General features: G+C 45.6%; 29 protein-coding genes. 10 read left to right on the top strand and 19 right to left on the bottom strand.

What is annotated here, in order from left to right; genetic code table 11:
* Positions 1-23: 23 nt before the first annotated feature.
* From mgtE to BIW15_RS07650, 11 genes are all read right to left on the bottom strand, one after another.
* Positions 24-1,379, bottom strand: coding sequence for a magnesium transporter (gene mgtE, locus BIW15_RS07700; protein ID WP_005468659.1), 1,356 nt, complete (start codon positions 1,377-1,379; stop codon positions 24-26).
* A gap of 219 nt (positions 1,380-1,598) precedes the next feature.
* Positions 1,599-1,874 (bottom strand): HPr family phosphocarrier protein, encoded by a 276-nt coding sequence (locus tag BIW15_RS07695; RefSeq protein ID WP_005468661.1) that lies wholly within the window; start codon positions 1,872-1,874, stop codon positions 1,599-1,601.
* A gap of 2 nt (positions 1,875-1,876) precedes the next feature.
* Positions 1,877-2,740 carry an RNase adapter RapZ gene (gene rapZ / locus BIW15_RS07690; protein ID WP_005468663.1) on the bottom strand — a complete coding sequence of 288 codons (864 nt, stop codon included), beginning with the start codon at positions 2,738-2,740 and terminating at the stop codon, positions 1,877-1,879.
* Positions 2,741-2,754: 14 nt separating this feature from the next.
* Positions 2,755-3,201 (bottom strand): PTS IIA-like nitrogen regulatory protein PtsN, encoded by a 447-nt coding sequence (ptsN, locus tag BIW15_RS07685; protein WP_005467453.1) that lies wholly within the window; start codon positions 3,199-3,201, stop codon positions 2,755-2,757.
* Between the two features lie 2 nt (positions 3,202-3,203).
* Positions 3,204-3,491 (bottom strand): ribosome hibernation promoting factor, encoded by a 288-nt coding sequence (gene hpf / locus BIW15_RS07680; protein ID WP_005467451.1) that lies wholly within the window; start codon positions 3,489-3,491, stop codon positions 3,204-3,206.
* A gap of 24 nt (positions 3,492-3,515) precedes the next feature.
* The gene (locus BIW15_RS07675) at positions 3,516-4,982 is read right to left on the bottom strand and encodes an RNA polymerase factor sigma-54 (protein ID WP_005497310.1); all 1,467 of its coding nucleotides are present in this window, start codon (positions 4,980-4,982) and stop codon (positions 3,516-3,518) included.
* A gap of 50 nt (positions 4,983-5,032) precedes the next feature.
* Positions 5,033-5,758, bottom strand: coding sequence for an LPS export ABC transporter ATP-binding protein (gene lptB, locus BIW15_RS07670; RefSeq protein ID WP_005467801.1), 726 nt, complete (start codon positions 5,756-5,758; stop codon positions 5,033-5,035).
* Position 5,759: 1 nt separating this feature from the next.
* Positions 5,760-6,254, bottom strand: a complete 495-nt coding sequence (gene lptA / locus BIW15_RS07665; protein ID WP_005467803.1) for a lipopolysaccharide transport periplasmic protein LptA — start codon at positions 6,252-6,254, stop codon at positions 5,760-5,762.
* On the bottom strand, positions 6,235-6,798 hold the full coding sequence (gene lptC, locus BIW15_RS07660; RefSeq protein ID WP_005467805.1) for an LPS export ABC transporter periplasmic protein LptC: 564 nt from the start codon (positions 6,796-6,798) through the stop codon (positions 6,235-6,237). Before lptC ends, lptA begins: the two co-directional genes overlap by 20 nt.
* A gap of 90 nt (positions 6,799-6,888) precedes the next feature.
* Positions 6,889-7,860, bottom strand: coding sequence for an arabinose-5-phosphate isomerase KdsD (gene kdsD / locus BIW15_RS07655; protein ID WP_005484881.1), 972 nt, complete (start codon positions 7,858-7,860; stop codon positions 6,889-6,891).
* 36 nt (positions 7,861-7,896) lie between these two features.
* Positions 7,897-8,862, bottom strand: a complete 966-nt coding sequence (locus BIW15_RS07650; RefSeq protein WP_005455122.1) for a calcium/sodium antiporter — start codon at positions 8,860-8,862, stop codon at positions 7,897-7,899.
* 388 nt (positions 8,863-9,250) lie between these two features.
* Between BIW15_RS07650 and mlaF the strand changes: the two genes are divergently transcribed.
* From mlaF to BIW15_RS07610, 8 genes are all read left to right on the top strand, one after another.
* Positions 9,251-10,054, top strand: a complete 804-nt coding sequence (mlaF, locus tag BIW15_RS07645) for a phospholipid ABC transporter ATP-binding protein MlaF (protein WP_005455119.1) — start codon at positions 9,251-9,253, stop codon at positions 10,052-10,054.
* Positions 10,044-10,835 carry a lipid asymmetry maintenance ABC transporter permease subunit MlaE gene (mlaE, locus tag BIW15_RS07640; RefSeq protein WP_005455118.1) on the top strand — a complete coding sequence of 264 codons (792 nt, stop codon included), beginning with the start codon at positions 10,044-10,046 and terminating at the stop codon, positions 10,833-10,835. Before mlaF ends, mlaE begins: the two co-directional genes overlap by 11 nt.
* 2 nt (positions 10,836-10,837) lie before the next feature.
* Positions 10,838-11,326 (top strand): outer membrane lipid asymmetry maintenance protein MlaD, encoded by a 489-nt coding sequence (gene mlaD, locus BIW15_RS07635; RefSeq protein ID WP_005455116.1) that lies wholly within the window; start codon positions 10,838-10,840, stop codon positions 11,324-11,326.
* Between the two features lie 2 nt (positions 11,327-11,328).
* Entirely contained in the window at positions 11,329-11,967 is a 639-nt protein-coding gene (locus BIW15_RS07630; protein ID WP_077280760.1) for a phospholipid-binding protein MlaC, read from the top strand.
* Entirely contained in the window at positions 11,967-12,287 is a 321-nt protein-coding gene (locus BIW15_RS07625) for a lipid asymmetry maintenance protein MlaB (protein ID WP_005455113.1), read from the top strand. Before BIW15_RS07630 ends, BIW15_RS07625 begins: the two co-directional genes overlap by 1 nt.
* 3 nt (positions 12,288-12,290) lie before the next feature.
* Positions 12,291-12,545, top strand: coding sequence for a BolA family iron metabolism protein IbaG (gene ibaG, locus BIW15_RS07620; protein ID WP_005484869.1), 255 nt, complete (start codon positions 12,291-12,293; stop codon positions 12,543-12,545).
* A gap of 9 nt (positions 12,546-12,554) precedes the next feature.
* Positions 12,555-13,811, top strand: a complete 1,257-nt coding sequence (murA, locus tag BIW15_RS07615; protein ID WP_005455110.1) for a UDP-N-acetylglucosamine 1-carboxyvinyltransferase — start codon at positions 12,555-12,557, stop codon at positions 13,809-13,811.
* 155 nt (positions 13,812-13,966) lie between these two features.
* Entirely contained in the window at positions 13,967-14,692 is a 726-nt protein-coding gene (locus BIW15_RS07610; RefSeq protein WP_005455109.1) for a 1-acylglycerol-3-phosphate O-acyltransferase, read from the top strand.
* Positions 14,693-14,766: 74 nt separating this feature from the next.
* On the opposite strand, the gene BIW15_RS07605 is transcribed toward BIW15_RS07610, so the two are convergent.
* The 6 genes from BIW15_RS07605 to arcA form a co-directional block, all read right to left on the bottom strand.
* Entirely contained in the window at positions 14,767-15,156 is a 390-nt protein-coding gene (locus BIW15_RS07605; RefSeq protein WP_005455108.1) for a RidA family protein, read from the bottom strand.
* 162 nt (positions 15,157-15,318) lie between these two features.
* Entirely contained in the window at positions 15,319-15,780 is a 462-nt protein-coding gene (pyrI, locus tag BIW15_RS07600; protein WP_005455107.1) for an aspartate carbamoyltransferase regulatory subunit, read from the bottom strand.
* Between the two features lie 16 nt (positions 15,781-15,796).
* Positions 15,797-16,726, bottom strand: a complete 930-nt coding sequence (gene pyrB / locus BIW15_RS07595) for an aspartate carbamoyltransferase (RefSeq protein ID WP_077280759.1) — start codon at positions 16,724-16,726, stop codon at positions 15,797-15,799.
* 89 nt (positions 16,727-16,815) lie between these two features.
* Complete coding sequence (locus tag BIW15_RS07590) at positions 16,816-16,911, bottom strand: hypothetical protein (protein WP_005497312.1); 96 nt, start codon at positions 16,909-16,911, stop codon at positions 16,816-16,818.
* 92 nt (positions 16,912-17,003) lie between these two features.
* Positions 17,004-18,008, bottom strand: a complete 1,005-nt coding sequence (locus tag BIW15_RS07585; protein ID WP_005497313.1) for an ornithine carbamoyltransferase — start codon at positions 18,006-18,008, stop codon at positions 17,004-17,006.
* Positions 18,009-18,163: 155 nt separating this feature from the next.
* Positions 18,164-19,387, bottom strand: a complete 1,224-nt coding sequence (gene arcA / locus BIW15_RS07580) for an arginine deiminase (protein WP_005455102.1) — start codon at positions 19,385-19,387, stop codon at positions 18,164-18,166.
* 575 nt (positions 19,388-19,962) lie between these two features.
* Here arcA and rraB point away from each other — a divergent pair.
* Positions 19,963-20,376: a ribonuclease E inhibitor RraB gene (rraB, locus tag BIW15_RS07570; RefSeq protein ID WP_005455099.1), complete on the top strand. Its 414-nt coding sequence runs from the start codon at positions 19,963-19,965 to the stop codon at positions 20,374-20,376.
* Between the two features lie 146 nt (positions 20,377-20,522).
* On the top strand, positions 20,523-21,323 hold the full coding sequence (locus BIW15_RS07565) for a beta-galactosidase (protein ID WP_077280758.1): 801 nt from the start codon (positions 20,523-20,525) through the stop codon (positions 21,321-21,323).
* 19 nt (positions 21,324-21,342) lie between these two features.
* Here BIW15_RS07565 and BIW15_RS07560 read toward each other — a convergent pair whose 3' ends face one another.
* Both BIW15_RS07560 and BIW15_RS07555 read right to left on the bottom strand, forming a co-directional pair.
* Complete coding sequence (locus BIW15_RS07560) at positions 21,343-22,248, bottom strand: bifunctional helix-turn-helix transcriptional regulator/GNAT family N-acetyltransferase (protein WP_077280757.1); 906 nt, start codon at positions 22,246-22,248, stop codon at positions 21,343-21,345.
* A gap of 110 nt (positions 22,249-22,358) precedes the next feature.
* Positions 22,359-22,763 carry a DUF2061 domain-containing protein gene (locus tag BIW15_RS07555; protein ID WP_015297309.1) on the bottom strand — a complete coding sequence of 135 codons (405 nt, stop codon included), beginning with the start codon at positions 22,761-22,763 and terminating at the stop codon, positions 22,359-22,361.
* Positions 22,764-22,858 lie beyond the last annotated feature (95 nt).

Raw genomic sequence — 22,858 nt, 5'->3', positions numbered from 1 at the left:
AATGTTCATTGTTGGTTACTGGCTTAGATCAGCAAGGTTGCGAGACCGAGGAAAACAGACAAGCCAATCACATCAGTGACAGTCGTCAGTGCCATACCGCCAGCAAGGGCAGGATCGATATTCATCTTCTTCAGAAGGACAGGGATGGTTACCCCTGCAACCCCGGCCACGAACAGGTTGGTCAACATGGCGGCAGAGATGATACCTCCGAGCATCCAGTTGCCTTTCCAAACCACAACGATACCACCGATGATCAACGCCCACATGATGCCGTTAAGCAAACCGATCGCGGCTTCTTTCATCAACAGTTCACGTTTGTTTGAGTCACCGATATGACCTAAAGCAAGGCCACGAATAACCAGTGCAACGGTTTGGTTACCTGCAACACCACCCATGGATGGCACGATGGTCATCAAGACCGCAATTGCCGCCATTTGGTCCAGAGTGGCTTCAAACATGTTGGAAACCGAAGCAGCAGCTAATGCAGCTAGGACATTGGCTCCGAGCCAAACACTGCGTTTACGCGCGGATTTGAAGACGGGAGCGAAGGTATCTTCGTCATCATCCATACCCGCCATACTCATCATTGAGTGTTCGGCGTCTTCACGAATAACGTCAACCACGTCATCGATGGTGATACGACCAACAAGGTGCTGGTTTTCATCCACTACGGGTGCTGACACCCAATTACGACGTTCAAACAGGCTAGCAACGTCTGAGTCACTGGTGTCAACGGTAATCGCATCGTCAGCATCTTCCATGACGTCGATAATTTTTACGTCGGGTTGGGTCGTGATAAGTGTCGTGATTGGGAGTTCGCCAATCAGTTTGCTTTCGTCATCAATCACGTAGAGCGCATCGGTGGCTTCAGGCAGCTCGCCCTTCATACGCAGATAACGCAGGACTACGTCGACATCAACGTCACCACGAATCGTGATAACGTCCGTGTTCATCAACCCACCAGCGGTGTCTTCAGGATAAGACAGTGCCGTCTCGACGCGAGCACGATCTGCTGAATCCATTTGGGAGAGAACTTCACGAGAAAGATCATCTGGCAAGCTACGTAGGACGTACGCAACGTCATCGGTATCCATGCCTTCCGTCGCCTCTGCAAGGTCTTCGGGAGCCATTTTTGATACGAGACTGTCTTTAACGTCTTCGTTTAGTTCGTCAAGAATTTCACCGTAATCTTCGGGGTCGGTAAGTTGCCAAAGAACTTCACGGCTTTTACGTGGGGATGCTTCTAAAAGGTGAGCAATATCCTCAGGTTCCATGTCCTGCAGTTGACGACGAACATGGACGAAGCGGCCGTTTTCCAGCGCTTCTGTGACTTCTTGGAGGGCTTGGTGAGCTTGGTCGAATTCTATTTGCTCTGCCATTCGTTCCTCCCAATTCCTGATATTTACAATGCTTTGAATAATAACTTAATTCTAGGCACCTTTTAATAACAACTTGTGAAACAGGACAAAATTATTTGCTGAGTGGCCAGAGCAGTCGCAAAGATTTGGGAGAGATATCGCTGTACTTTTTAGCTAGGAAAGGTGATTGCGCTCTATTCAGTTTGGAGGCTAGAGGTTGGAACTATAAAAGCGAGTAAATTACTCGCCTTCGTCAAACTTGTCTTCAATCAGGTGACATACAGCGTCGAGTGCCAACTCTGCTTGATCGCCTGTGGCATGAATCGTTACGTATTGTCCTTGAGCCGATTCCAACATCAGCAGCCCCATAACGCTGTCTGCGGTGGCAGTTTTGTCTTCTTCGTTGTCGATGGTTACTACAGCATCAAAGCTTTGCGCAAGTTCTACCAACTTAACTGCGGCGCGCGCGTGTAACCCAAGACGATTTTGAATCAATACTTTACGACTTAACTCCACTGCTACTCCTTAGCATTTTTCTCGAGCGAGGTGTGACGAATCTGAACTTGATGCCCTTTATCCGCAAAGTACTCGCCAATCTGTTGGGTTAAATACACTGAGCGGTGTTTGCCGCCAGTACAGCCAATGGCTACGGTGAGATAGCTGCGATTATTTTTTTCGAGCAAAGGTAGCCAAGTTTCAATAAAACTTTCTATCTGGTACTTGAGGCTCAATACCGACTGGTGCTGTTCCAAAAACGCAGCGATAGGTGCATCTAAACCCGTCAGTGGGCGCAGTGCAGGTTCCCAGTGTGGGTTCGGTAGGAATCGAACATCAAATACGTAATCCGCATCAGACGGGAGGCCGTATTTAAAGCCGAATGATTCAAACACCATCACCAAGCCTTTGCGATCACGTCCTTCTACTCGCATGCGAACTGTTTCACTCAGTTCATGCAAAGACTGACCGCTACTGTTGAGGATTAAATCCGCATGCGCTTTTAGTGGTGTCAGGATCTCTTTTTCTCGCTCGATAGCTTGATCGAGCGATAGAGACTGACCGCCTAATGATAGCGGGTGGATACGACGAGTTTCGCTGTAGCGTTTGAGCAAGGTTTCCTTATTGGCGTCTAAGAAAAGTACGGTTACATCGAGTTCAGTTTTTAGCTGCTCTAACGTGCCAGTCAATTCTTTGAGCTTTTTGGGGATGTTGCGGATATCAATGCTCACCGCAACATTTTGCTTGCTGTCAGCGATGGAATGCACAAACGCATCCAATAGGTTTACTGGTAGGTTGTCGACACAGTAGTACCCTAAGTCCTCTAGCACGCGCAACGCAATACTTTTGCCTGCACCAGAGTGCCCGCTAACAACAATTAATCGCATGGTGATCGTCCTGCTTATTGGTGAATCATGATGTCGTAGAGTTCTTCATCACTCTGAGCATTGCGTAGCAATTTCAGTACTTGCTTGTCGCTCAGACGTTCTGCCATAGAGGATAGAGTCTTGAGGTGCTCTTTGCACTGTTCTTCTGGTACAAGGAGTGCAAACAAAAGGTCGACAGGTCGATTGTCAATCGCATCAAATTCAATTGCTTCATCGCATTGCAGAAGTACCGCAATGGCTTTGTCGCTAGATTGCATTCGTGCGTGTGGGATTGCAATACCGTTTCCGATACCAGTACTGCCCATTTTCTCTCTGTTGAGCATGCACTCAAACAGCTCGGTAGAATCTTGGCCCGTGTGTTCAGCGACGATTTGGCTGATCATTTCGAGGGCGCGTTTTTTACTCGTACAATGGACTGCACTTTTCGTGCAGTCCAATGACAGTATTTCGCTCAGTTGCATGATTAATGACTGTTTAATTTTTCTTTGTGCTTATTAAGTTGGCGAACCAATTTATCTACCAGCGAATCGATCGCGGCATACATATTCTCGTCATCGGCTGATGCGTGGATTTCGCCATGATTTACGTGGAGTGTAGCTTCCGCGATTTGGTTAATTTTTTCAACTTTTAGTACAACTTGTACTTGATTGATATGGTCGAAGAACCTTTCGAGCTTCTGAAACTTAGATTGAACATAGTCTTGCATTGAATCGGTAAGATCAACGTGATGGCCTTGAATATTGATTTGCATAGACTTTCCTTTTCAGTTAGTGCCTTAAAGTAGGCGTTTACGCTGACTTGAAGGGGCAATACCCAAGGATTCGCGATATTTAGCTATCGTACGTCTTGCGACCTGAATCCCTTGGTCAGCCAGAAGAGCAGCAATCTTACTGTCACTAAGTGGTTTAGCAGTATTCTCTGCCGCGACCAGTTTCTTAATGAGTGCGCGGATTGCTGTTGACGAACATTCTCCGCCATTGTCTGTACTGACGTGGCTGGAGAAGAAGTACTTCAATTCAAAAATGCCACGTGGCGTATGCATGAACTTTTGTGTCGTAACACGAGATATTGTGGATTCATGCATGTCCACCGCCAAGGCTACATCATTGAGTACCATTGGCTTCATGGCTTCTTCACCATACTCGAAGAAATCTTGTTGATGTTCAACAATACATCTTGCAACTTTGAGTAGCGTCTCGTTTCTGCTCTCTAAGCTCTTAATTAACCATTTTGCCTCTTGCAAATTGCTGCGAATGTACTGGCTATCCGCACTGTTGCCTTTGCCTAATTGAGCGTATTGTTGGTTAACTTTTAACTTTGGAATGCTGTCAGGGTTGATGGAAACGGTCCATTTCCCATGATCTTTAAATACCGATACGTCCGGAATGACGTATTCTGTGTCGTCTGGGGTAATGCGGCTGCCCGGACGAGGATCTAACTGTTGGATCAGTTTTAATACTTCGCGTAGATCCGCTTCTTTTAGCTTAGTTTCTTTGATGACCAGTTTGTAATCGCGATTACCAAGGTGATCGATGTGATCGGCAAGAATCATTTTGGCTTCCGCAAGCCAAGGCGTGTCTTCTGGGAAGGTTGCAAGTTGCAGTAGTAAGCATTCTTGCAGGTTCTGCGATGCCACACCAAGCGGGTCAAACTGTTGGATGCGTTTGCGCACGGCTTCGACTTCATCCAACTCAATATCTTCGTTGTTGAAGCTTTCGTGAATTTCTTCAGGAGATAGGGTCAGGTAGCCGTAATCGTCAATCGCATCAATGATGGCAATGGCAATCGTACGGTCGGTCTCACTGAAAGGCGTTAAGTCGAGTTGCCACATTAAGTAATCGTGTAGCGATTCTGTGGTTTCGCCTTGGTAGACCGGCATATCATCGTCTAACGCTAAACCGGTACTGCCCGTATTTGCGCTGTAGACATCATCCCAAGTTGTGTCGATTTCAAGCTCTGAGCTGATTTCGGACTTTTCGATGACGTCAGAACTATCAGGAACTTCGATTTCTGTTGGCTCGTTGGCACTGTTGTCAGCAGTTTCGAGTGCTGATTTGTCTTCACCATTTGCTTGAGGTTCTTCGTGGCCTTCTTCAACTTCCAATAGTGGGTTTGAGTCCAACGCTTCTTGGATTTCTTGTTGAAGATCGAGAGTCGACAACTGCAGCAAGCGAATCGCTTGTTGCAACTGTGGCGTCATGGCTAACTGTTGACCTAGCTTGAGTTGTAATGAAGGTTTCATTCAGTGTTACTTACCTTGTAATGCTCAGAATCTTACCGTTCCTAATGTAATCATAGACGGAATTGTTCGCCGAGATAAACTTGTTTCACCTGTTCATTGTTCAGAACTTCTTCCGGAGTTCCCGATGCAATGAGGTGCCCTTGGCTTACGATATAGGCTTTTTCACATACGTCCAGTGTTTCACGTACGTTATGGTCTGTGATTAATACACCAAGGCCACGATCGCGTAGGTGCTCGATGATTTTCTTGATGTCATTAACCGAAATAGGGTCGACACCTGCGAAAGGTTCATCCAACAAAATGAATTGTGGGTTTGCCGCAAGAGCTCGAGCGATTTCGACTCGGCGACGTTCACCACCCGATAGTGCCATACCCGCACTGGTTCTTATGTGCTGTATGTGGAATTCTTCCAACAAATCTTCCAGCTTGTCCTGACGCTCTTCGCGGGTCATTTCTTGGCGAGTTTCCAATACGGCCATGATGTTATCTTCCACGGACAGTTTGCGGAAAATCGACGCTTCCTGCGGTAGATAGCCAATACCCATGCGAGAGCGGCTGTGCATTGGCAAAATACTGATGTCTTTGTCGTCGATGGTGATGGTGCCTTCATCGCGAGGCACCAGACCAACAATCATGTAAAACGAGGTGGTTTTACCAGCACCGTTAGGACCAAGTAAACCGACAATCTGACCAGACTCTACTTCTAAGCTAACATCGGTGACGACTTTGCGCTTTTTGTAGCTCTTGGCGAGATTTTTTGCACTCAGTACCGCCATATTAGTTCTCTATCTGATTGGGTTGCAAAATCGTGGTTACACGCTCGTTTTTAGAGCTGTCAGCCACCAACTTCTGTTGACCGATTTGGTAACGAATCGACGAGCCTTTGATGGTGTTACCATCTTGAGCGAGCTGCGCTTGGCCTTTCATGGTCAGTTCGTCAGTCGAGATGCGGTAATCGAGCTCGGTTGCTTGACCACTTAACGTTTTACCATCGTCCATCAGCTGCGAAAATGTCGCAGGCTTACCAAATGCTTGAATTTGTTTGATTGCTTCCGTTTTTGGATCGCGAGTGACGACAATTCTATCTGCATCGATATTGATGCTGCCTTGCTTAAGCGAGACATCACCTTTAAAAATGACCTGGTTACTCTTCATGTCCACCTGTTGGGTGTCAGAGTTAATGTAAACCGGCTGTTGAGTATCCGACTTAAGTGCAAACGCTTGAGGCGCTGCTAATACTAGTGCCAGTAGACTAAGGTGTAACGGTTTCATATCGACCTTGAACTTCATTCGTTAGAGTCGCGGTGTGCTGTTTTAAGTTTCCTTGCATCGCGCCTCCAGTAGTTTCAAATTGCGGTCCAACCAACATTACTTGTTGATCGGCTTTAAAATCACGATTGGTTAGATTGATGACCAACTTATCGGTCGCCATCGTATCGAAACTGGCACCCGGTAATAGGTTTTGCATTAAGACTTTGTCGTACAAAGTTAGCACTTGGTCTTCATCTAAAACAGCTCTTGTGGCTGTTACCTTCCACTCGACGACGCTACCTTCTCGGTAAACCATCAAGGTAGGGCTGTTAAAAATCGTTTCTCCACTCTTAGCATAGTAATCTAAGTTGTTGGAGCGGATGATGTAACTACGTACACCATCTTCACCATAGGTGATGTTTTCTAAACCAGTTCCACTGAACAATGGCAGTTCGGTGTCTGGGGCTACTTGAATTGCATCGTTACCTTTTGGTGTGAGTAGGTAATAACCACACCATGCGACGACGAACACCAAGAGCAAATAAATAAGGCGAGTAAAACTCATATATTAAAGGCCTTTTGTTTAGCTCAGTACTTCCCTGACTATTGCCTTAATCTGTGTAATCAATCGTTTGAATGTTTCGTGTTGCCGATATTACATCACACCAGCTTTTAGTAAATCATGCATATTTAATGCGCCAACGATTTTATCTTCTTTGCATAGGATAAGTGCGTTGATGTTTTTGTTCTGCATTAAGTTCAATCCTTCCACTGCTAACATTTCTGGATGTGCCGTGGTTGGATTTTTCGTCATGACTTCGCCAATAGCCGTGGTATGAATATCAATGCGCTTATCCAAAGTGCGGCGTAAGTCACCATCGGTGAATATACCAAGCATAGCATCGTGTTCGTCCACGATTGCGGTCATTCCCAAACCTTTCTCTGAAATCTCCAAAAGTGCATCGCGAATCAACGCATCTGGAGACACTTTCGGTAATGCATTTCCGAAGTGCATAATATCAGACAGCTTAAGTAGCAATTTTCTTCCTAAAGCACCACCAGGATGTGAGAGAGCGAAGTCTTCTGCTGAGAATCCACGCGCTTGAAGTAGGGCAACTGCTAGCGCATCGCCCATTACTAAAGTTGCTGTGGTACTGCTGGTTGGTGCAAGACCAAGTGGACAAGCTTCTTGAGGGACAGTGATTTGCAAGTGCAAGTCAGCCAGTTTTGCCATGTTGGATTCTGGCTTGCCCGTCATGCTAATGATTTTAATGTTTAAACGCTTTAGAACAGGGAAGAGAGACAAGATTTCATGGGACTCGCCAGAGTTAGAAATAGCGATAACAATGTCACCCGCGCTGATCATACCCAAGTCACCATGCGCTGCTTCACCCGGGTGAACGAAAAACGCTGATGTACCTGTGCTGGCAAGCGTTGCTGCAATCTTGTTGCCAATGTGGCCTGATTTGCCCATACCCATCACGACAACTTTGCCGCTATTGGAAAGGATCAATTCGCAAGCTTGTTCAAACTGCTCATCAAAGTATTTGTCTAGCTCTTGCAGAGCCGCGACTTCGATATCAAGAACTTGTTTAGCTGCAGCGCGAAAATCAAATGGATTGGACATATCAGGGCTCCAATTTGTCTCTACTTATTAATGGGATTAAGCGGCCATGTTGGCAAATAGGTACACTTGGTAACCCAAGAAACACGTAAACAGAATCGCCCCTTCGAGGCGGTTGATGCTGCGTGATTTACCTAAACACATTGCTACTAACAACAGTGACACGCCAAGCATGACCCAGAAGTCACGTCCCATTGCGTATTCACTTAGTGTGGATGGGTTAATGATGCCAGGAAGGCCCATTACCGCCAAAATATTGAAAACGTTCGAGCCGATGATGTTACCAACTGCCATGTCGTCTTCGCCTTTCAATACACCAGCAAGTGATGCTGCAAGCTCAGGAAGACTCGTACCGATGGCAATAATTGTCAGACCGATCACTAGGTCGCTCATGCCGAAATGCTTAGCAATAATAACCGCATTGTCGACCAGCAGGCTTGCTGCCAAAGGAAGCAATATTAAACCGATAACCACCCACATGATGGCCTTAGGGTTGCTAACGCCTTGTGGGATTTCTGATTCTTGATCTTCAAGAAACGCATCGCCAGATTTTTGTTCTTTGCGGCTAATTTGCAACATAGCAAATAAAAAAGCACCAAACAGAACAAATAGTAAGACACCTTCATAAAAACCAAGGTGGCTGTTCCACAGTAAAATCCCGGCTAGTACGGTTACTGCGATCATTAATGGTAATTCGCGACGGATAACTGCAGAGCTAATAGAAAGAGGTTTGATCAGCGCAGTAATACCTAGGATTAGGGCAATGTTAGCAATGTTTGAGCCCAAAACGTTACCGACAGCGGTATCGGTTTTACCGTCCCAAGCGGCTGTTGCTGACACCATCATTTCTGGTGCTGATGAGCCCATTGCAAGAATGGTCATACCGATCACTAAAGGTGAAATACCGACGTTGCGGGCTATTGCTGCAGAACCAAAAACAAGTTTATCTGCGCTCCAAACAAGTAAAACAAGACCGACGATAAGCAACGCTACGGCTTCGAGCATGAGAATTCCTAAGTATTAAATGAGTGAAATGAGTAACCGCTAATTTTGACCTTTTGCAGCTTAAAATGGAAGATAAACAACGAATAAATTAAAGGTTAGTAACGAAAATGTATGTAATTGTCACTCATTCAATCATTGCAAATAAAGTGATGATTCTGGTCTAGGATTTAAACACTTGGTGACAATCAGGCCATAATTTATGGAGAATAGCTTGAATTTGGTCGGCTTTATTTAATCGAACAGTGCTTTAAATTCCAAGCCAATGTGCTTATGATTGCAGCCTAATAAATGTACCGAAGTGGCGATAAGGGAACCCTTAGCGCTATTCGGAAGTGGATTGACTTGACAACTCTGCGAGCGTTAATGCTCTGACAGTAGAAGAGATGATATGTCGAACAACGATTTAGTCACCGTGAACAACCTCACTTTTTCACGAGGAAATCGCACGATCTTTGATGGTATTGATCTGCATGTTCCTGAAGGTAAAGTGACGGCGATTATGGGACCATCGGGAATTGGTAAAACGACACTGCTCCGTTTAATTGGCGGTCAGTTGTATCCCGAACAAGGAGAGATTTGGTTTGATGGTGACAACATTCCGACTCTTTCTCGCAAAAAACTCTACAACGCTCGTAAGAAAATGAGCATGCTGTTTCAATCCGGAGCTCTGTTCACGGATTTGAATGTGTTTGACAATGTGGCCTTTCCACTGCGTGAACACACCAATCTTTCAGAAGATTTGATTCGTACTATGGTGCTGCTTAAGCTCGAAGCGGTTGGTCTGCGCGGAGCTGCGCAATTAATGCCAAGTGAGCTTTCGGGAGGTATGGCGAGGCGCGCCGCATTGGCTCGTGCTATCGCACTTGACCCTGATTTAATCATGTTCGATGAACCATTTGTGGGACAAGACCCAATTACCATGGGGGTTTTGGTTGAGTTGATCAAAGACTTAAACCAAGCTCTAGGTCTTACGTCTATTGTGGTATCACACGATGTACCGGAGGTCATGAGTATTGCTGATTGGGTTTACCTACTAGCTGATGGCAAGATCATCGCGTTTGGCACGCCAGAGGAGTTGAGTCAAAACCCAGACCCGCGAGTGCAGCAGTTCTTACAAGGTGATGCAGATGGCCCTGTGCCGTTTCGTTTTCCTGCGCAAAGTATCGAAAAGGATCTATTTGATGGTCGCTAGCTTTATTCAATTTGTCGCTTCATTAGGAAGACGCACGCTCGCCATCTGTGAAGCTTTTGGCCGTGCAACCTTGATGCTTGTTGGCGCTATCTTCTCTAAGCCTCAACCCTCTAAAAGTTTTCCTCTACTCATCAAACAGTTGTATTCCGTTGGCGTGCAATCACTGGCTATCATCGTCGTATCTGGTTTGTTCATCGGCATGGTTCTTAGCTTGCAAGGCTATGTAGTGCTGGTGGATTACGGCGCGGAAGGCAGTCTTGGTCAGATGGTCGCGTTGTCACTACTGCGTGAACTTGGGCCGGTGGTTACTGCGCTTCTTTTCGCTGGACGTGCAGGCTCTGCGCTGACGGCAGAAATTGGTTTGATGAAAGCTACTGAGCAGCTTTCAAGCTTAGAAATGATGGCAGTTGACCCACTGAAACGAGTGATTGCACCACGTTTTTGGGCTGGGGCTATCTCAATGCCACTACTTGCGATGATCTTCATGGCTGTTGGCATCTGGGGGGCACAGCTCGTCGGTGTGGATTGGAAAGGTGTGGATCACGGCAGCTTTTGGGCAGCCATGCAATCTTCTGTTGAGTTGGGACAAGATATCGGCAACAGCATGATCAAATGCTTTGTGTTTGCCATTACGGTAACTTGGATTGCTCTATTTAATGGCTACGATGCGATTCCTACCTCGGAAGGGATCAGCCGAGCAACTACGCGCACTGTTGTGCATTCTTCTTTAGCAGTACTGGGACTAGACTTTGTACTGACCGCATTGATGTTTGGGAATTAATCATGCAACAAACACGTAAAACAGAATTATGGGTTGGCAGCTTTGTATTAGCGGGAATTTGCGCGATTCTTGTGATGATTTTTCAAGTTGCTGACGTAAAAAGCATTGGCTCTGGTGATACTTACACCCTCAAAGCCGAGTTCGATAATATTGGCAGCTTGAAAGTACGCTCTCCGGTGAAAGTTGGAGGCGTGGTTATCGGTCGTGTAAGTAACATTACTCTGAATCCAGATAACTTATTGCCAGTGGTCAGCTTGTCAATTAACAGCCAGTACAATCAATTTCCAGAAACATCCAGCGTACAAATTCTGACGTCAGGGTTGATCGGTGAGCAGTACATTGGTTTAGTACCAGGGTTTGTTTTTGATGACGAAGCTATGCTGGTAGACGGAGATACCATCGAAGACACTAAATCTGCGTTAGTGCTTGAAGACTTAATTGGTCAGGTACTATACAGCGTTGGTGGTTCAGACGGTTCAAGTAAGGAATAACTATGTTAGCTAGACTATTACTTTCATTTTCAGTGGTGCTTACCGCTTTTGGTGTTGGCGCGGCAGAAGTGGATAAAACTCAGCCATATCAAATGATGAAGCAAGTGGCTGAAGTGACATTTGCTCGACTAAAAGCAGAACAGCCAAAAATCAAACAAGATCCTAATCTATTAAAGGTGATTGTTGAGCAAGAGCTGATGCCTTACGTCAACGACCGTTACGCAGCACTGAAACTGCTTGGCCCTAACTTGAAAGGGGCAAAACGTGAAGACGTGCTAGAGTTTGTCGATGCGTTCCGTGCTTACTTGATTGCGTCTTACGCACAAGTCTTGACGCAATACAGCGATCAACAAATTGAGTTTGGTCCAGAGCCGAAATTAGACGACTCTAAGCGTATTGCCAGCATCAAAGTTGAGATCATTGATGCACCTCGTCCAAACATCAAACTAGAATTTAAACTGCGTAAAGACAACAAAACTGACGAATGGGAAGCGTTCGACATGGTTGCAGAAGGCATTAGTTTGCTTTCAAGCAAGCAATCTGAGTGGAACACCAAAATTCGCCAAGACGGTATTCTTGCGGTAGCGCAAGACCTTGAAAAACTTGCAGCGGAGCCAATTCGCTTTGAGGCGAAAAAGTAATGGCTCAGTCTCACGCACAGTGGCAGTTGCAACAAGATACGTTAACACTAACGGGGGCGCTGGATAGAGACTCAGTGCCGTCATTGTGGGCCTTTGCCCAGCAGTGGAAACCGTCGCAAAAAGAACTGGAATGCTCACTAGAAGAGATCGAACGAGTCGACTCTGCAGGAATGGTGATGTTAATCCACTTATTAGAGCATGCAAAAAAGCAAAACTGTCATATAATGCTCAGTTTCGTGCCGGCGCAACTGCGCACTTTGTTTCAACTTAGCAACGTTGAATCTTTAGTGGCCAAACACATAAAGAATTATCAGGGGTAAATTGTGGACAGCGCAAAAGTACAACAGTTATTAGAAGAAGCACTAAACCTTCAAGAAGTGCATGTAAAAGGTGAAGGTAGCCACTATGAAGTGGTTGCTGTTGATGCTTGTTTCGAGGGAATGAGCCGCGTTAAGAAGCAGCAATTGATTTATGGTCCTCTGATGGAATACATCCAGCGTAACGACATTCACGCATTATCGATCAAAGCGTTCACACCGGAAGAGTGGGCTCGTGATAAGAAACTGATGTCGCTTTAAGGTTTATTGATGGAAAAGTTTCGAGTTATTGGGTCAGATAAACCACTAGTTGGTGAAGTGACCATTTCTGGTGCAAAAAACGCAGCACTGCCTATTTTATTTGCGTCTATCTTGGCTGAAGAGCCTGTAGAAGTGGCAAACGTACCACATCTTCGCGATATCGACACAACCATGGAGCTACTAAAACGCCTTGGCGCTAAAGTAAGCCGTAACGGTTCTGTTCACGTCGATCCAAGCAGCATCAATGAATATTGCGCTCCTTATGATTTAGTTAAAACCATGCGTGCTTCTATCTGGGCGTTAGGCCCACTTGTGGCTCGTTTTGGTCAAGGTCAAGTTTCTCTACCTGGTGGTTGTGCTATCGGCGCACGTCCAGTTGACTTGCACATTACTGGCCTGGAACAACTAGGCGCAACCATCACACTTGAAGATGGTTACGTGAAAGCTGAAGTTGATGGGCGTCTGAAAGGCGCGCACATCGTGATGGACAAAGTGAGCGTTGGCGCGACCATTACCATCATGTGTGCAGCAGCTCTGGCTGAAGGTACCACAACGTTAGACAACGCAGCGCGCGAACCTGAAATCGTCGATACGGCGGATTTCCTAAATAAACTTGGCGCGAAAATCTCTGGCGCGGGTACAGACACCATCACTATCGAAGGTGTTGAGCGCTTAGGTGGCGGCAAGCACAGTGTCGTAGCAGACCGTATTGAAACTGGGACATTCCTAGTAGCTGCAGCGGTATCTGGCGGTAAAGTGGTTTGTCGTAATACCAACGGTCACTTGCTTGAAGCGGTTCTAGCGAAGCTAGAAGAAGCGGGCGCATTGGTGGAGACAGGCGAAGACTGGATCTCTGTTGATATGACAGACCGCGAGTTAAAAGCAGTAAGTATCCGTACTGCGCCTCACCCTGGTTTCCCGACAGATATGCAAGCGCAATTTACGCTATTGAACATGATGGCGAAAGGCGGCGGCGTGATCACTGAAACTATCTTTGAAAACCGCTTTATGCACGTGCCTGAGCTGATGCGTATGGGTGCGAAAGCGGAGATTGAAGGTAATACGGTTATTTGTGGTGACGTTGAATCTCTAAGTGGTGCACAAGTGATGGCAACGGATTTACGTGCTTCGGCAAGTTTGGTGATTGCTGGTTGTATCGCGAAAGGCGAAACCATCGTAGATCGTATTTATCACATCGATCGCGGTTATGACAAAATTGAAAATAAACTGGCTGCACTCGGCGCAAATATTGAGCGAGTGAGCTAGTCAAGTTAAACTGCACAGCAGGTGACTTGGATATGAAGAGAGCCGAAACTCAGGTTTCGGCTTTTTTATATCGCGCTTTCTGTCATAGTTTCTGACTATGTAAAAAGCGATATTAATAGCTGTATCTGGCAAAAGCCGGTTCCTGGAGAACAAGAATGATTGCACTGTTACGTGTATTTGCTGTCGCAATTTTCGCAATTGTGATGTTTATTGGTGGTTGTGGTTACTGCCTATTAAGCCCTCGAAATCCTAAACACGTTTTCACATTTGGCCGCTTGTTTGCCAAGATGTCTCGCGTATTTGGGGTAAAGCTAGAATTACGTATTCCTGAAGATGCGTACTCTCGTGGTCAGCACGTTTACATCGCTAACCACCAAAACAACTGGGACATGTTTACTGTGTCTGCGGCAGTGACACCAAAAGTGGTGACCGTCGGTAAGAAAAGCCTAGCGTGGATGCCACTGTTTGGTCAGCTTTACTGGTTGACGGGCAATATTCTGATTGACCGTGCAAACCGTTCAAAAGCCAAAGGTACCATCGACCAAGTGGTTAACAGCATGAAAGAAAGTGATGTGTCGGTTTGGATGTTCCCAGAAGGTACACGCTCACGTGGCCGTGGTTTGCTGCCGTTTAAAACGGGTGCGTTCCATGCGGCAATCGGCGCTGAAGTGCCAATTATTCCAATCGTATGCAGCTCCACTGACCACATTAAACTTAACCGCTGGAACAATGGTCATGTGATTGTTGAAATGTTGCCACCGGTGAGCACTGAAGGTTACGGTAAAGATGGCATTCGTGAACTCGCAAATGTATGCCGCGAGCAGATGAAGGAAAAGCTAGAAGCGCTGGATGAAGAAGTAAAACAGCGTAACGCCGCTTGAACGGGTTAAACACCGAGCACAAAAATGGGTAGCTAAGGCTACCCATTTTTTATTCATTCAATCTGATATCGCAATTATTTGCGAACCGCGATTGCTTCAATTTCGATACCCACATCTTTTGGTAGACGTGCAACTTCAACACAAGAGCGAGCTGGGTAGTTTGCTACTTCGTGCTCATCAAAGAATTTGCCGTACACTTCGTTTACTGTACCGAAGTCATTTAGATCTTTAACGAAAACCGTCATTTTTACGATGTCTGACACTTTAAGACCAGATGCTTCAACAACCGCTTTTACGTTGTCTAGAGATTGACGAGCTTGTTCTGCGATGTCAGCAGACACTTCACCTGTCGCTGGGTTTACTGGAATTTGACCAGAAGTTAGAACCATGTTGCCTAGATCTACGCCTTGAACGTAAGGACCGATTGCTGCTGGTGCAGACTCAGTGTGAAGTACTTTCGTCATTTGATTTTTCCATCTGTTTTAGGGGAAGAAAGAGTATACCCAAGCCTTATTAATATGCTTGAAGGTAATCAGTTTGCCTTTAAACCTGCAGCAGGTAAAGAGCAAAATACCCTGCCGAGACAGGGTATTTAATGTGTATGAGAGTTCGGGACGTTGGCGAGATTATCGCTCAGTCACAATCTCACGTGAGAATACTTTCTCACAGTATTTGCACTTCAAACGAATCTCTTCTTTCTTCTCGAAAACTTTAAAACTGCTTTCTACTGGCTCGTTGTGAGATATACAGTTTGAGTTTGGACACTCAAACACGTTGTTGATTTTCTCTGGCAACTCTAGAGCCAGTTTTTTCACGACTTCGTAGTTTTCGATTTGGTTTACTGTTGCGTGCGGTGCGTACAGCGCCAGTTTGCTTGCTTGTTCTTCATTGATGAACACGTTCTCAATCTTCAGCAAGTCTTTGTGACCCAGAGCTGAAGATGGCAAGTTCAGACCAATCGTTACACGTTGAGAAGAATTGTGCATATCGAACAATTTCAGCACTTTGATACCAATTTGTGCTGGAATGTGGTCGATGACGGTGCCGTTTTTGATTGCTTCTACCTGCAATTGAGTTTCTTTAGCCATGTTTTTATCTCCTCGATTACAGTGTTTCGTTTAGAACCAAAGCCAACAGCGCTTGGCGAGCGTACACGCCATTTTGTGCCTGCTGGAAGTAGTACGCGTGTGGGGTTTTATCTACGTCTGTCGTGATTTCATCAACACGAGGTAGCGGGTGCAGTACTTTTAGATTTTCACGCGCGCCTTCCAATAGAGCCGCCGTCAGAATGTAAGCTGACTTGATGTGCGCATATTCAGACTCGTCGAAACGCTCTTTTTGAACGCGAGTCATGTAAAGAATATCGAGCTCAGGAATTACCGCTTCCATCTCTGTGTGTAGGCTGTATTCAATGCCAGCTTCATCGAGTTCTTCGCAGATGTACTCTGGCATCGCCAATGCGTCTGGAGCGACAAAGTTGAAGCGGATGTTATTGAACTTCGCCAGTGCTTGAGTCAGTGAGTGAACGGTGCGGCCGTATTTTAAATCGCCGACAAATGCCACGTTTAGGTTGTCTAAGCGACCTTGCGTTTCCGCGATGGTGTAGAGGTCAAGCAGAGTTTGTGTTGGGTGTTGGTTAGCACCGTCGCCCGCGTTAATCACTGGAACGCCATTCGAAAACTCGGAAGCAAGGCGCGCTGCACCTTCTTGAGGGTGGCGCATCACAAATGCATCGACGTATGAAGAGATAACTTGTACAGAATCAGAAAGCGTTTCCCCTTTCTTCGCCAGAGACGTATTACCATCGTTATCAAAACCAATGACATCACCACCAATGCGTTGAATCGCGGTCTCAAACGACAAGCGAGTACGCGTTGATGGCTCAAAGAAACAGCTCGCAACGACTTTGTTTTTAATCAGTTCTGGTCGAGGTTCCTTTTTCAGATTACCTGCAGTTTCGACGATAAGTTCCAGCTCTTCACGAGAAAGCTCTGGAATAGAGATGATGTGCTTCTGGTAAAGCGAGTTCGCCATGATCTTCTTCCCTATAACAGTGATGACTATCTCCAAAATTGACCGCTGAGGAATTTTGGACATAAAAAAACCTCCCCAAATGGGGAGGTTTAAAAATCGATAGAATTAACGAAAATAACACCACGTAAGCGTAGTCGCTTAGTTAGAGCAAATCGCGTTTTTACGTCAGCAATCAGCTTGGTCATTTCTTAATCCTCAGACAAATTGCCGAGCATTATACGCCTAACTTTTGCGAGCGCAAGCGATTACATCATGCTTTTTGCTTTCCAAAAAAACACTAACTTCCTAGCGTTGCAACCATAATGGCTTTGATTGTGTGCATGCGGTTTTCTGCTTCATCAAAGACGATAGAGTACTCTGACTCAAACACATCTTCGGTGACTTCTAGGCCTTTCATGCCGTATTTCTCTGCGATTTCTTTACCGACAGTGGTTTCATCATTATGGAACGCAGGTAGACAATGCATAAATTTCACGTGTGGATTACCCGTCTGCTTGATGACATCCATATTGATTTGATAAGGCGTCATAAGCGCGACACGTTCATCCCATGCTTCTGCTGCTTCACCCATTGAAACCCACACATCAGTGTAGAGGAAATCACAGCCTTTCACGCCTTCTTCGACGTTTTCCGTCAAGGTTATTTTCGCGCCGGTTTGTTTAGCAATGTCTTGGCAAGTCGCGACAAGATGTTCTTCTGGCCAGAACGCTTTTGGTGCCACTAGGCGAATGTCCATGCCCATTTTCGCTGCGCCAACCATCAATGAGTTACCCATGTTGTTGCGAGCGTCGCCAAGGTACGCGAAGGTCATTTCGTGGAGCTGTTTGCCACGACCATGTTCTTGCATGGTAAGGAAATCTGCGAGGATTTGCGTTGGGTGGAACTCGTCAGTTAATCCGTTCCAAACCGGCACGCCCGCATGAGCGCCAAGCTCTTCCACAATGGATTGACCAAAGCCGCGGTATTCGATGCCGTCATACATGCGACCTAAGACGCGTGCGGTATCTTTCATCGATTCTTTATGGCCGATTTGAGATCCTGAAGGACCGATATAGGTGACTTGTGCGCCTTGATCGAAGGCGGCGACTTCAAACGCACATCGGGTTCGAGTAGAAGATTTCTCAAAGATGAGTGCAATGTTTTTACCTTGAAGTGTCTTCTGCTCTGTTCCTGCATATTTTGCTTTTTTTAGCTCTGCAGACAGTTCGAGCAAGAACTGGATTTCTTTGGTTGAGAAATCCAATAGCTTCAAAAAGTTGCGGTTACGTAAATTGAAAGCCATAGCTCGTCCCTTAGTACGTGTGATTGAATTGAGTCATTGCATTAAAACATATAAATGCTTTATTTGTGAATAATTATTTTAAAATAAAACTAAAAAAGGTTGATGCATTCACATCAACCTTAGTTTTTATTCACTTAATGTAAAAGGTGAATCGGCTATATATCGTCTCGTTCTATTGGACAGCTCATACAGCGAGCACCACCACGACCACGGCCCAATTCGTTACCAGGAACGGTCAACACTTGGATGCCAGCTTTGTCGTACTTCTCGTTGGTGTAGACGTTGCGCTCGTAACCAATCACAACGCCTGGTTTTACAGTCAGCACGTTGTTCGCGTCATTCCATTGCTCGCGCTCTGCTTCGTAGCTGTCACCGCCTGTGGTGATGATTTTAAGCTGATCAAGACCAAGAGCGGATTCAATCGCGTGTAGGTAGTTGTGTGACGCTTCGACATGCATTTCACCGTCTGTGCCTTTCGGGGTCAGACGCCATGTATCCAGATCCTTGCGCATGATTTCTGGGTAGACTGAGAAAGTATCCACATCCATATGTGTCATGACCGTATCTAAGTGCATACAAGAGCGGTGCTTAGGCAGGTCAATGGCGATCACTTCGCTCGCTTGCCCTGCTTTAAACAGGCTTGCCGCTAAGTTTTCTACCCCTTGTGGCGTGGTTCGCTCAGACATGCCAATCAATACCGCACCTTTACCGATCACCAGTACGTCTCCGCCTTCAACGTTTGCGTTGTCGTAATGCAGATCATCATCACCAAAATATTTAATGAAATCTTGGCCTGCAAAGATCGGGTGCCAGCGATAGATAGCGCGTAAATGGTTTGTTTCGCGCTGGCGCGCAGGCATCATCATTGGGTTGAGTGATACACCGCCATATACCCAGCATGAGGTGTCGCGGGTAAATAGATGGTTTGGTAGTGGTTCGATCACGAAATCCAGTGGGCGCTTCATCTTCGGTAGCATCGAAGAAGATTGAATAGGTAACTCAGAATAGGCTAAGCCGCCAAGCAAAATAGTCGCGAGGTGTTCGTCGTCCATTTCCAAAAGATATTGGCGTAAATCGCGAGCGAAGGTTGGCCCGTAGCGGAAGTCAGAAATCTGCGTGTTCAACAGCCACTGCTTTGCCTCTGGAACGGCTAGGGTTTCCACCAGTAAATCGTGGAGCAGAAGTACTTCAACATCTTGCTCTCTCAAGGTTCGAGCAAAAGCATCATGCTCTTCACCCGCGGCTTCTACAGCAAGTACGTCATCAAACAATAGCTCATGACAGTTTGATGGCGTGAGGTGGGTGAGGGCGCGCTCTGGGCGGTTTAAAAGTACTCGTCTAAGTTGACCAACTTCTGATCCAACGTACAGCTTACTCATTTTGCATCCTTACAAATTTTCCAGCCATTAGTTATGACAATCTTACGGCAAAGATGCAAATTCGTTAACTTCGTTTAAATGTTGTGATTGGTTGTATTTTTAGTGGTTTTTATTTTAGTTGGCATTTTTGTATTTGATTTTTGGTTTTTAATTCCATTTTGCTGGTTTTTAAATGAATGCGTTTTTATTCTTTTTGTATTTTGCAGGAAAGATTACATGCTTAGTGCATAAAACGTGCATTTCTATTCTAAAATATGCAGTTTTTCAGTTTTCTTTATTCGTTATCCTTCCAAATTGGTAGCGTGGCTGTATTCACTCAGGCGTCATAATCACTCAACAAACCATCAAATATCCTACAATGAGCTCAATTAGGATCTTCTGAATATTAAAAAATACCGTTTTTTGTTAACTTTTTGTTTCTTTGTGATGGGTTTTAATATTTGGGCAGGAAGAATCATCGCGGTTTGGCGTTTGTTTGTGGCTTTTCATCGCAATCCATGCCATATTTCACCGGATCAGCATACTCAGTATCGGGTATAGTGTTTCCATCAAGTAACTAATCTGGAGCCAAAAACATGTCTCACGAAGATGAATATCTATCAGTAGAAGAATTAATTGAGATTCAAAAGGAAGAGACTCGCGATATCATTGCAGCATTGCTAGAAGATGGCAGCGATCCAGATTCGCTATACGAAATTGAGCACCACCTTTTTGCTGAAGATTTCGATACGCTAGAAAAAGCGGTTGTTGAAGCGTTCAAAATGGGCTTCGAAGTTCTAGAAGCAGAAGAAACAGAAGACGAAGACGGCAACAAACTGCTGTGTTGTGACGCGACAATGGAATCGGCTCTAAATGCAGAGGCGATTGACGCACAAGTTGAAAAGCTGGTTCACCTAGCTGAAAAATACGACATCATCTACGATGGCTGGGGTACGTACTACGAAGGCGAAGATGCGCTTTACTCTGACGAAGATGATGAAGACGAGTAATTTAATGTTTTCGAAAAACCAGCGTTTATCGCTGGTTTTTTTATGCCTAGAAAATGACAACGCTGGGTAACGATAAACAATTCACGTTGAGTTTATGGGGGATTTCTCCCTATAATGCGTGAAAATTGATCTAGCTCAAGGTAAATATGCAACTCTCACTCGCCGGATTATGGCAAGTCTCTCCACTGACGGACCTTTCTATCCCACAGGATGACATCACTTTCCCTGCTCCTCTGAGTCAGGTGCTGCCTGCTGAATTGACGGAATCGGCCATTCGCCAACAAGAATGGCACTTGATGCACGACATTGAGGTGGATGAATCCATGATGGCGTTCCCAGCGGTTGAAATGGTGCTGGGTGGGGTGGACTACCACGCTGAGGTGCGTTTGAATGGCGTTGCATTGTTTGACTGCGATGGCTCTCAGAATGTCTACAAGAAAGACATTCGCCCTTACATGCAAATGGGGCGCAACCGCTTTGAAATCTTGTTCTTAGAGGAAGACGAAGATCTTCTGTTTGATGAAGATAAACCTGAGTTGTGTTCGCTGTCCGATCATGAATATAGAAAAAGCGATGACCGCTTAGGCGTGTGGCAAGTGCCTTACCTGCAATTTATTCGCAACGTACGTTTAGAGCGTGTCGCGACCGAACAAATTTGGTATCACGGTGGTGGTTGTGAGTTTAAAGTGGATCTTTACTATCAGACTTTTGTGCCGGGTTTGGTCTCGGCATCAGTGAAGTTTGATGGTATGACTTACCATATTCCAATTGATGTGCGCGCCGATCATGCCAGTGCGTTATTTCAGATCGAAGCGCCTAAGTACGCTGATTTGAATAATCCCGATCCGAAAGATCTCTACCAACTTGCGGTGGAATTAGATGGGCAGCGCCAAGCATTTTCAGTTGCGCTTAGCCAAGAGCTTTGCGTTACCCATGTTGTGCTTTAATTCTTAGTAATGCTCTTTATTACAGTGTTTTAAGCATCACTACTTCACATGCATCATGCCCTGTTTGTCCAAGTGGGGCATGTAAATGCTCAAAGCCTAACTTCTCATACAAACCTATCGCTTCTTTTAAGCATTCTGTCGTTTCTAAATAACACTTTTGATAGCCAAGTTGCTTAGCCAATTGCAGACTCAGCGCGACAATACGTTTTGCCAAGCCGTGTCCACGAGTTTGGGGTAAAAAGTACATTTTTTGTAGTTCGCACACGTTAGGTTCGCCTGCTAGTGGAGCAAAACCACCACCACCGACGATGACGCCATTGTACTCAATCACCCAATAAGCGGCACCTTGTTGGTTATACACAGAATACATGTCATCAAGTGTTGGGTCTGCGACGCCGTATCCTTTGTCTGCGGTTAGACCATATTCCGCGGAAACCTGACGAATCACGTCGGCGACTTGTGGGTTATCGGCCTTGCTGAGTGGGCGAAGAACAAATTGGTTTGCTTGGCATACTTTGGTTAAGCCTTTTAGATACACTTCAAGCCCTTGTTTGAGCTGTTGCTGCTCGTTTTCGTCCAGATGGGATAGCAATGATTCGAAGAAAGTATTTTGTTGTTGGTCGAGTTGAGATAGCGCGTGTTGGCCTTGCTCGGTCAAAGCTATGAACTGGCTGCGCTTGTCTTTTGGATTTTCGATGCTCTCAACCAGGCTCTGCTTGATGAGAGCAGTTACGGTGCGGCTGGCATTGGATTTATCTACGTTAAGCTGCTGCGCCAGTTGATTGATAGTCAGTGGCTGTAATTGGATCTCGCCCAAGGCATGAGCTTGTACTGGGGTGAGGGTAACCTCGCCACATTGTTTATCAAGCATACCTAACAAGCGGACGGTCTGTCGGGAGTAATGTCTGAGCTGACGAGGATTCATCTTAAGTTACCTATAATAAGTTGCGCACCGCAATTAATTTAATTGCGGTGCGCAACATTGTCAATGATGAATCGGTTTGAGCTCGCTGTTGCTTCGGTTTCGACCCGCTCTTACGCGTGTTTGTGGAAGCAAAAATGCGGCGCTGAACTCTGATCAGACGATTTCCGTAACCAAACTTTTTCGTGGAAGTAGTAGGCTACGGTATTTAATGATGGCTCTAGCATTGCCATAACGCCACCGATAAATGCATCACCCGTTAACAAGTAAACCACCGTAAACGCTACGCTAAAGTGTACCGTTGCGAAACTCGCGGTTTTTAGCTTGGTCATGAATTGACGAGCTTTTAAAGCGGGAACACTTGCCCAAGCTTTTTCATGAAAGTAAAAAGCGACGGTGTTTACTGATGGCTCAATCATGGCAATTAAACTACCAATTAGAATGTCGCCAGTAAGCACGTAAGCGACACTAAATGCGATAGTAAAATGCAGCGTTGCGAATGTTAGTGTCTTTTTCATGATAATTACTCAATCGTGTTTGTTTCGATGAATACATTATCGATAATACTTCTCATTAACGCTAATGGGTGATGGATATTAATTTGATAGGTAAA

The sequence above is a fragment of the Vibrio sp. SALL6 genome, from assembly GCF_002002385.1.
Lineage (GTDB): Bacteria > Pseudomonadota > Gammaproteobacteria > Enterobacterales > Vibrionaceae > Vibrio > Vibrio parahaemolyticus.
Note: the sequence above shows the minus strand (reverse complement) of the source record. Positions and strands in the feature narration are given on the sequence as shown.

Coding starts and splice junctions, on each gene's coding strand:
- mgtE (WP_005468659.1), bottom strand. CDS start 1,379: ATGGCAGAGCAAATAGAATTCGACCAAGCTCACCAAGCCCTCCAAGAA.
- rapZ (WP_005468663.1), bottom strand. CDS start 2,740: ATGCGATTAATTGTTGTTAGCGGGCACTCTGGTGCAGGCAAAAGTATT.
- ptsN (WP_005467453.1), bottom strand. CDS start 3,201: ATGCAACTGAGCGAAATACTGTCATTGGACTGCACGAAAAGTGCAGTC.
- hpf (WP_005467451.1), bottom strand. CDS start 3,491: ATGCAAATCAATATTCAAGGCCATCACGTTGATCTTACCGATTCAATG.
- BIW15_RS07675 (WP_005497310.1), bottom strand. CDS start 4,982: ATGAAACCTTCATTACAACTCAAGCTAGGTCAACAGTTAGCCATGACG.
- lptB (WP_005467801.1), bottom strand. CDS start 5,758: ATGGCGGTACTGAGTGCAAAAAATCTCGCCAAGAGCTACAAAAAGCGC.
- lptA (WP_005467803.1), bottom strand. CDS start 6,254: ATGAAACCGTTACACCTTAGTCTACTGGCACTAGTATTAGCAGCGCCT.
- lptC (WP_005467805.1), bottom strand. CDS start 6,798: ATGAGTTTTACTCGCCTTATTTATTTGCTCTTGGTGTTCGTCGTCGCA.
- kdsD (WP_005484881.1), bottom strand. CDS start 7,860: ATGTCCAATCCATTTGATTTTCGCGCTGCAGCTAAACAAGTTCTTGAT.
- BIW15_RS07650 (WP_005455122.1), bottom strand. CDS start 8,862: ATGCTCGAAGCCGTAGCGTTGCTTATCGTCGGTCTTGTTTTACTTGTT.
- mlaF (WP_005455119.1), top strand. CDS start 9,251: ATGTCGAACAACGATTTAGTCACCGTGAACAACCTCACTTTTTCACGA.
- mlaE (WP_005455118.1), top strand. CDS start 10,044: ATGGTCGCTAGCTTTATTCAATTTGTCGCTTCATTAGGAAGACGCACG.
- mlaD (WP_005455116.1), top strand. CDS start 10,838: ATGCAACAAACACGTAAAACAGAATTATGGGTTGGCAGCTTTGTATTA.
- BIW15_RS07630 (WP_077280760.1), top strand. CDS start 11,329: ATGTTAGCTAGACTATTACTTTCATTTTCAGTGGTGCTTACCGCTTTT.
- BIW15_RS07625 (WP_005455113.1), top strand. CDS start 11,967: ATGGCTCAGTCTCACGCACAGTGGCAGTTGCAACAAGATACGTTAACA.
- murA (WP_005455110.1), top strand. CDS start 12,555: ATGGAAAAGTTTCGAGTTATTGGGTCAGATAAACCACTAGTTGGTGAA.
- BIW15_RS07610 (WP_005455109.1), top strand. CDS start 13,967: ATGATTGCACTGTTACGTGTATTTGCTGTCGCAATTTTCGCAATTGTG.
- BIW15_RS07605 (WP_005455108.1), bottom strand. CDS start 15,156: ATGACGAAAGTACTTCACACTGAGTCTGCACCAGCAGCAATCGGTCCT.
- pyrI (WP_005455107.1), bottom strand. CDS start 15,780: ATGGCTAAAGAAACTCAATTGCAGGTAGAAGCAATCAAAAACGGCACC.
- pyrB (WP_077280759.1), bottom strand. CDS start 16,726: ATGGCGAACTCGCTTTACCAGAAGCACATCATCTCTATTCCAGAGCTT.
- BIW15_RS07590 (WP_005497312.1), bottom strand. CDS start 16,911: ATGACCAAGCTGATTGCTGACGTAAAAACGCGATTTGCTCTAACTAAG.
- BIW15_RS07585 (WP_005497313.1), bottom strand. CDS start 18,008: ATGGCTTTCAATTTACGTAACCGCAACTTTTTGAAGCTATTGGATTTC.
- arcA (WP_005455102.1), bottom strand. CDS start 19,387: ATGAGTAAGCTGTACGTTGGATCAGAAGTTGGTCAACTTAGACGAGTA.
- rraB (WP_005455099.1), top strand. CDS start 19,963: ATGTCTCACGAAGATGAATATCTATCAGTAGAAGAATTAATTGAGATT.
- BIW15_RS07565 (WP_077280758.1), top strand. CDS start 20,523: ATGCAACTCTCACTCGCCGGATTATGGCAAGTCTCTCCACTGACGGAC.
- BIW15_RS07560 (WP_077280757.1), bottom strand. CDS start 22,248: ATGAATCCTCGTCAGCTCAGACATTACTCCCGACAGACCGTCCGCTTG.
- BIW15_RS07555 (WP_015297309.1), bottom strand. CDS start 22,763: ATGAAAAAGACACTAACATTCGCAACGCTGCATTTTACTATCGCATTT.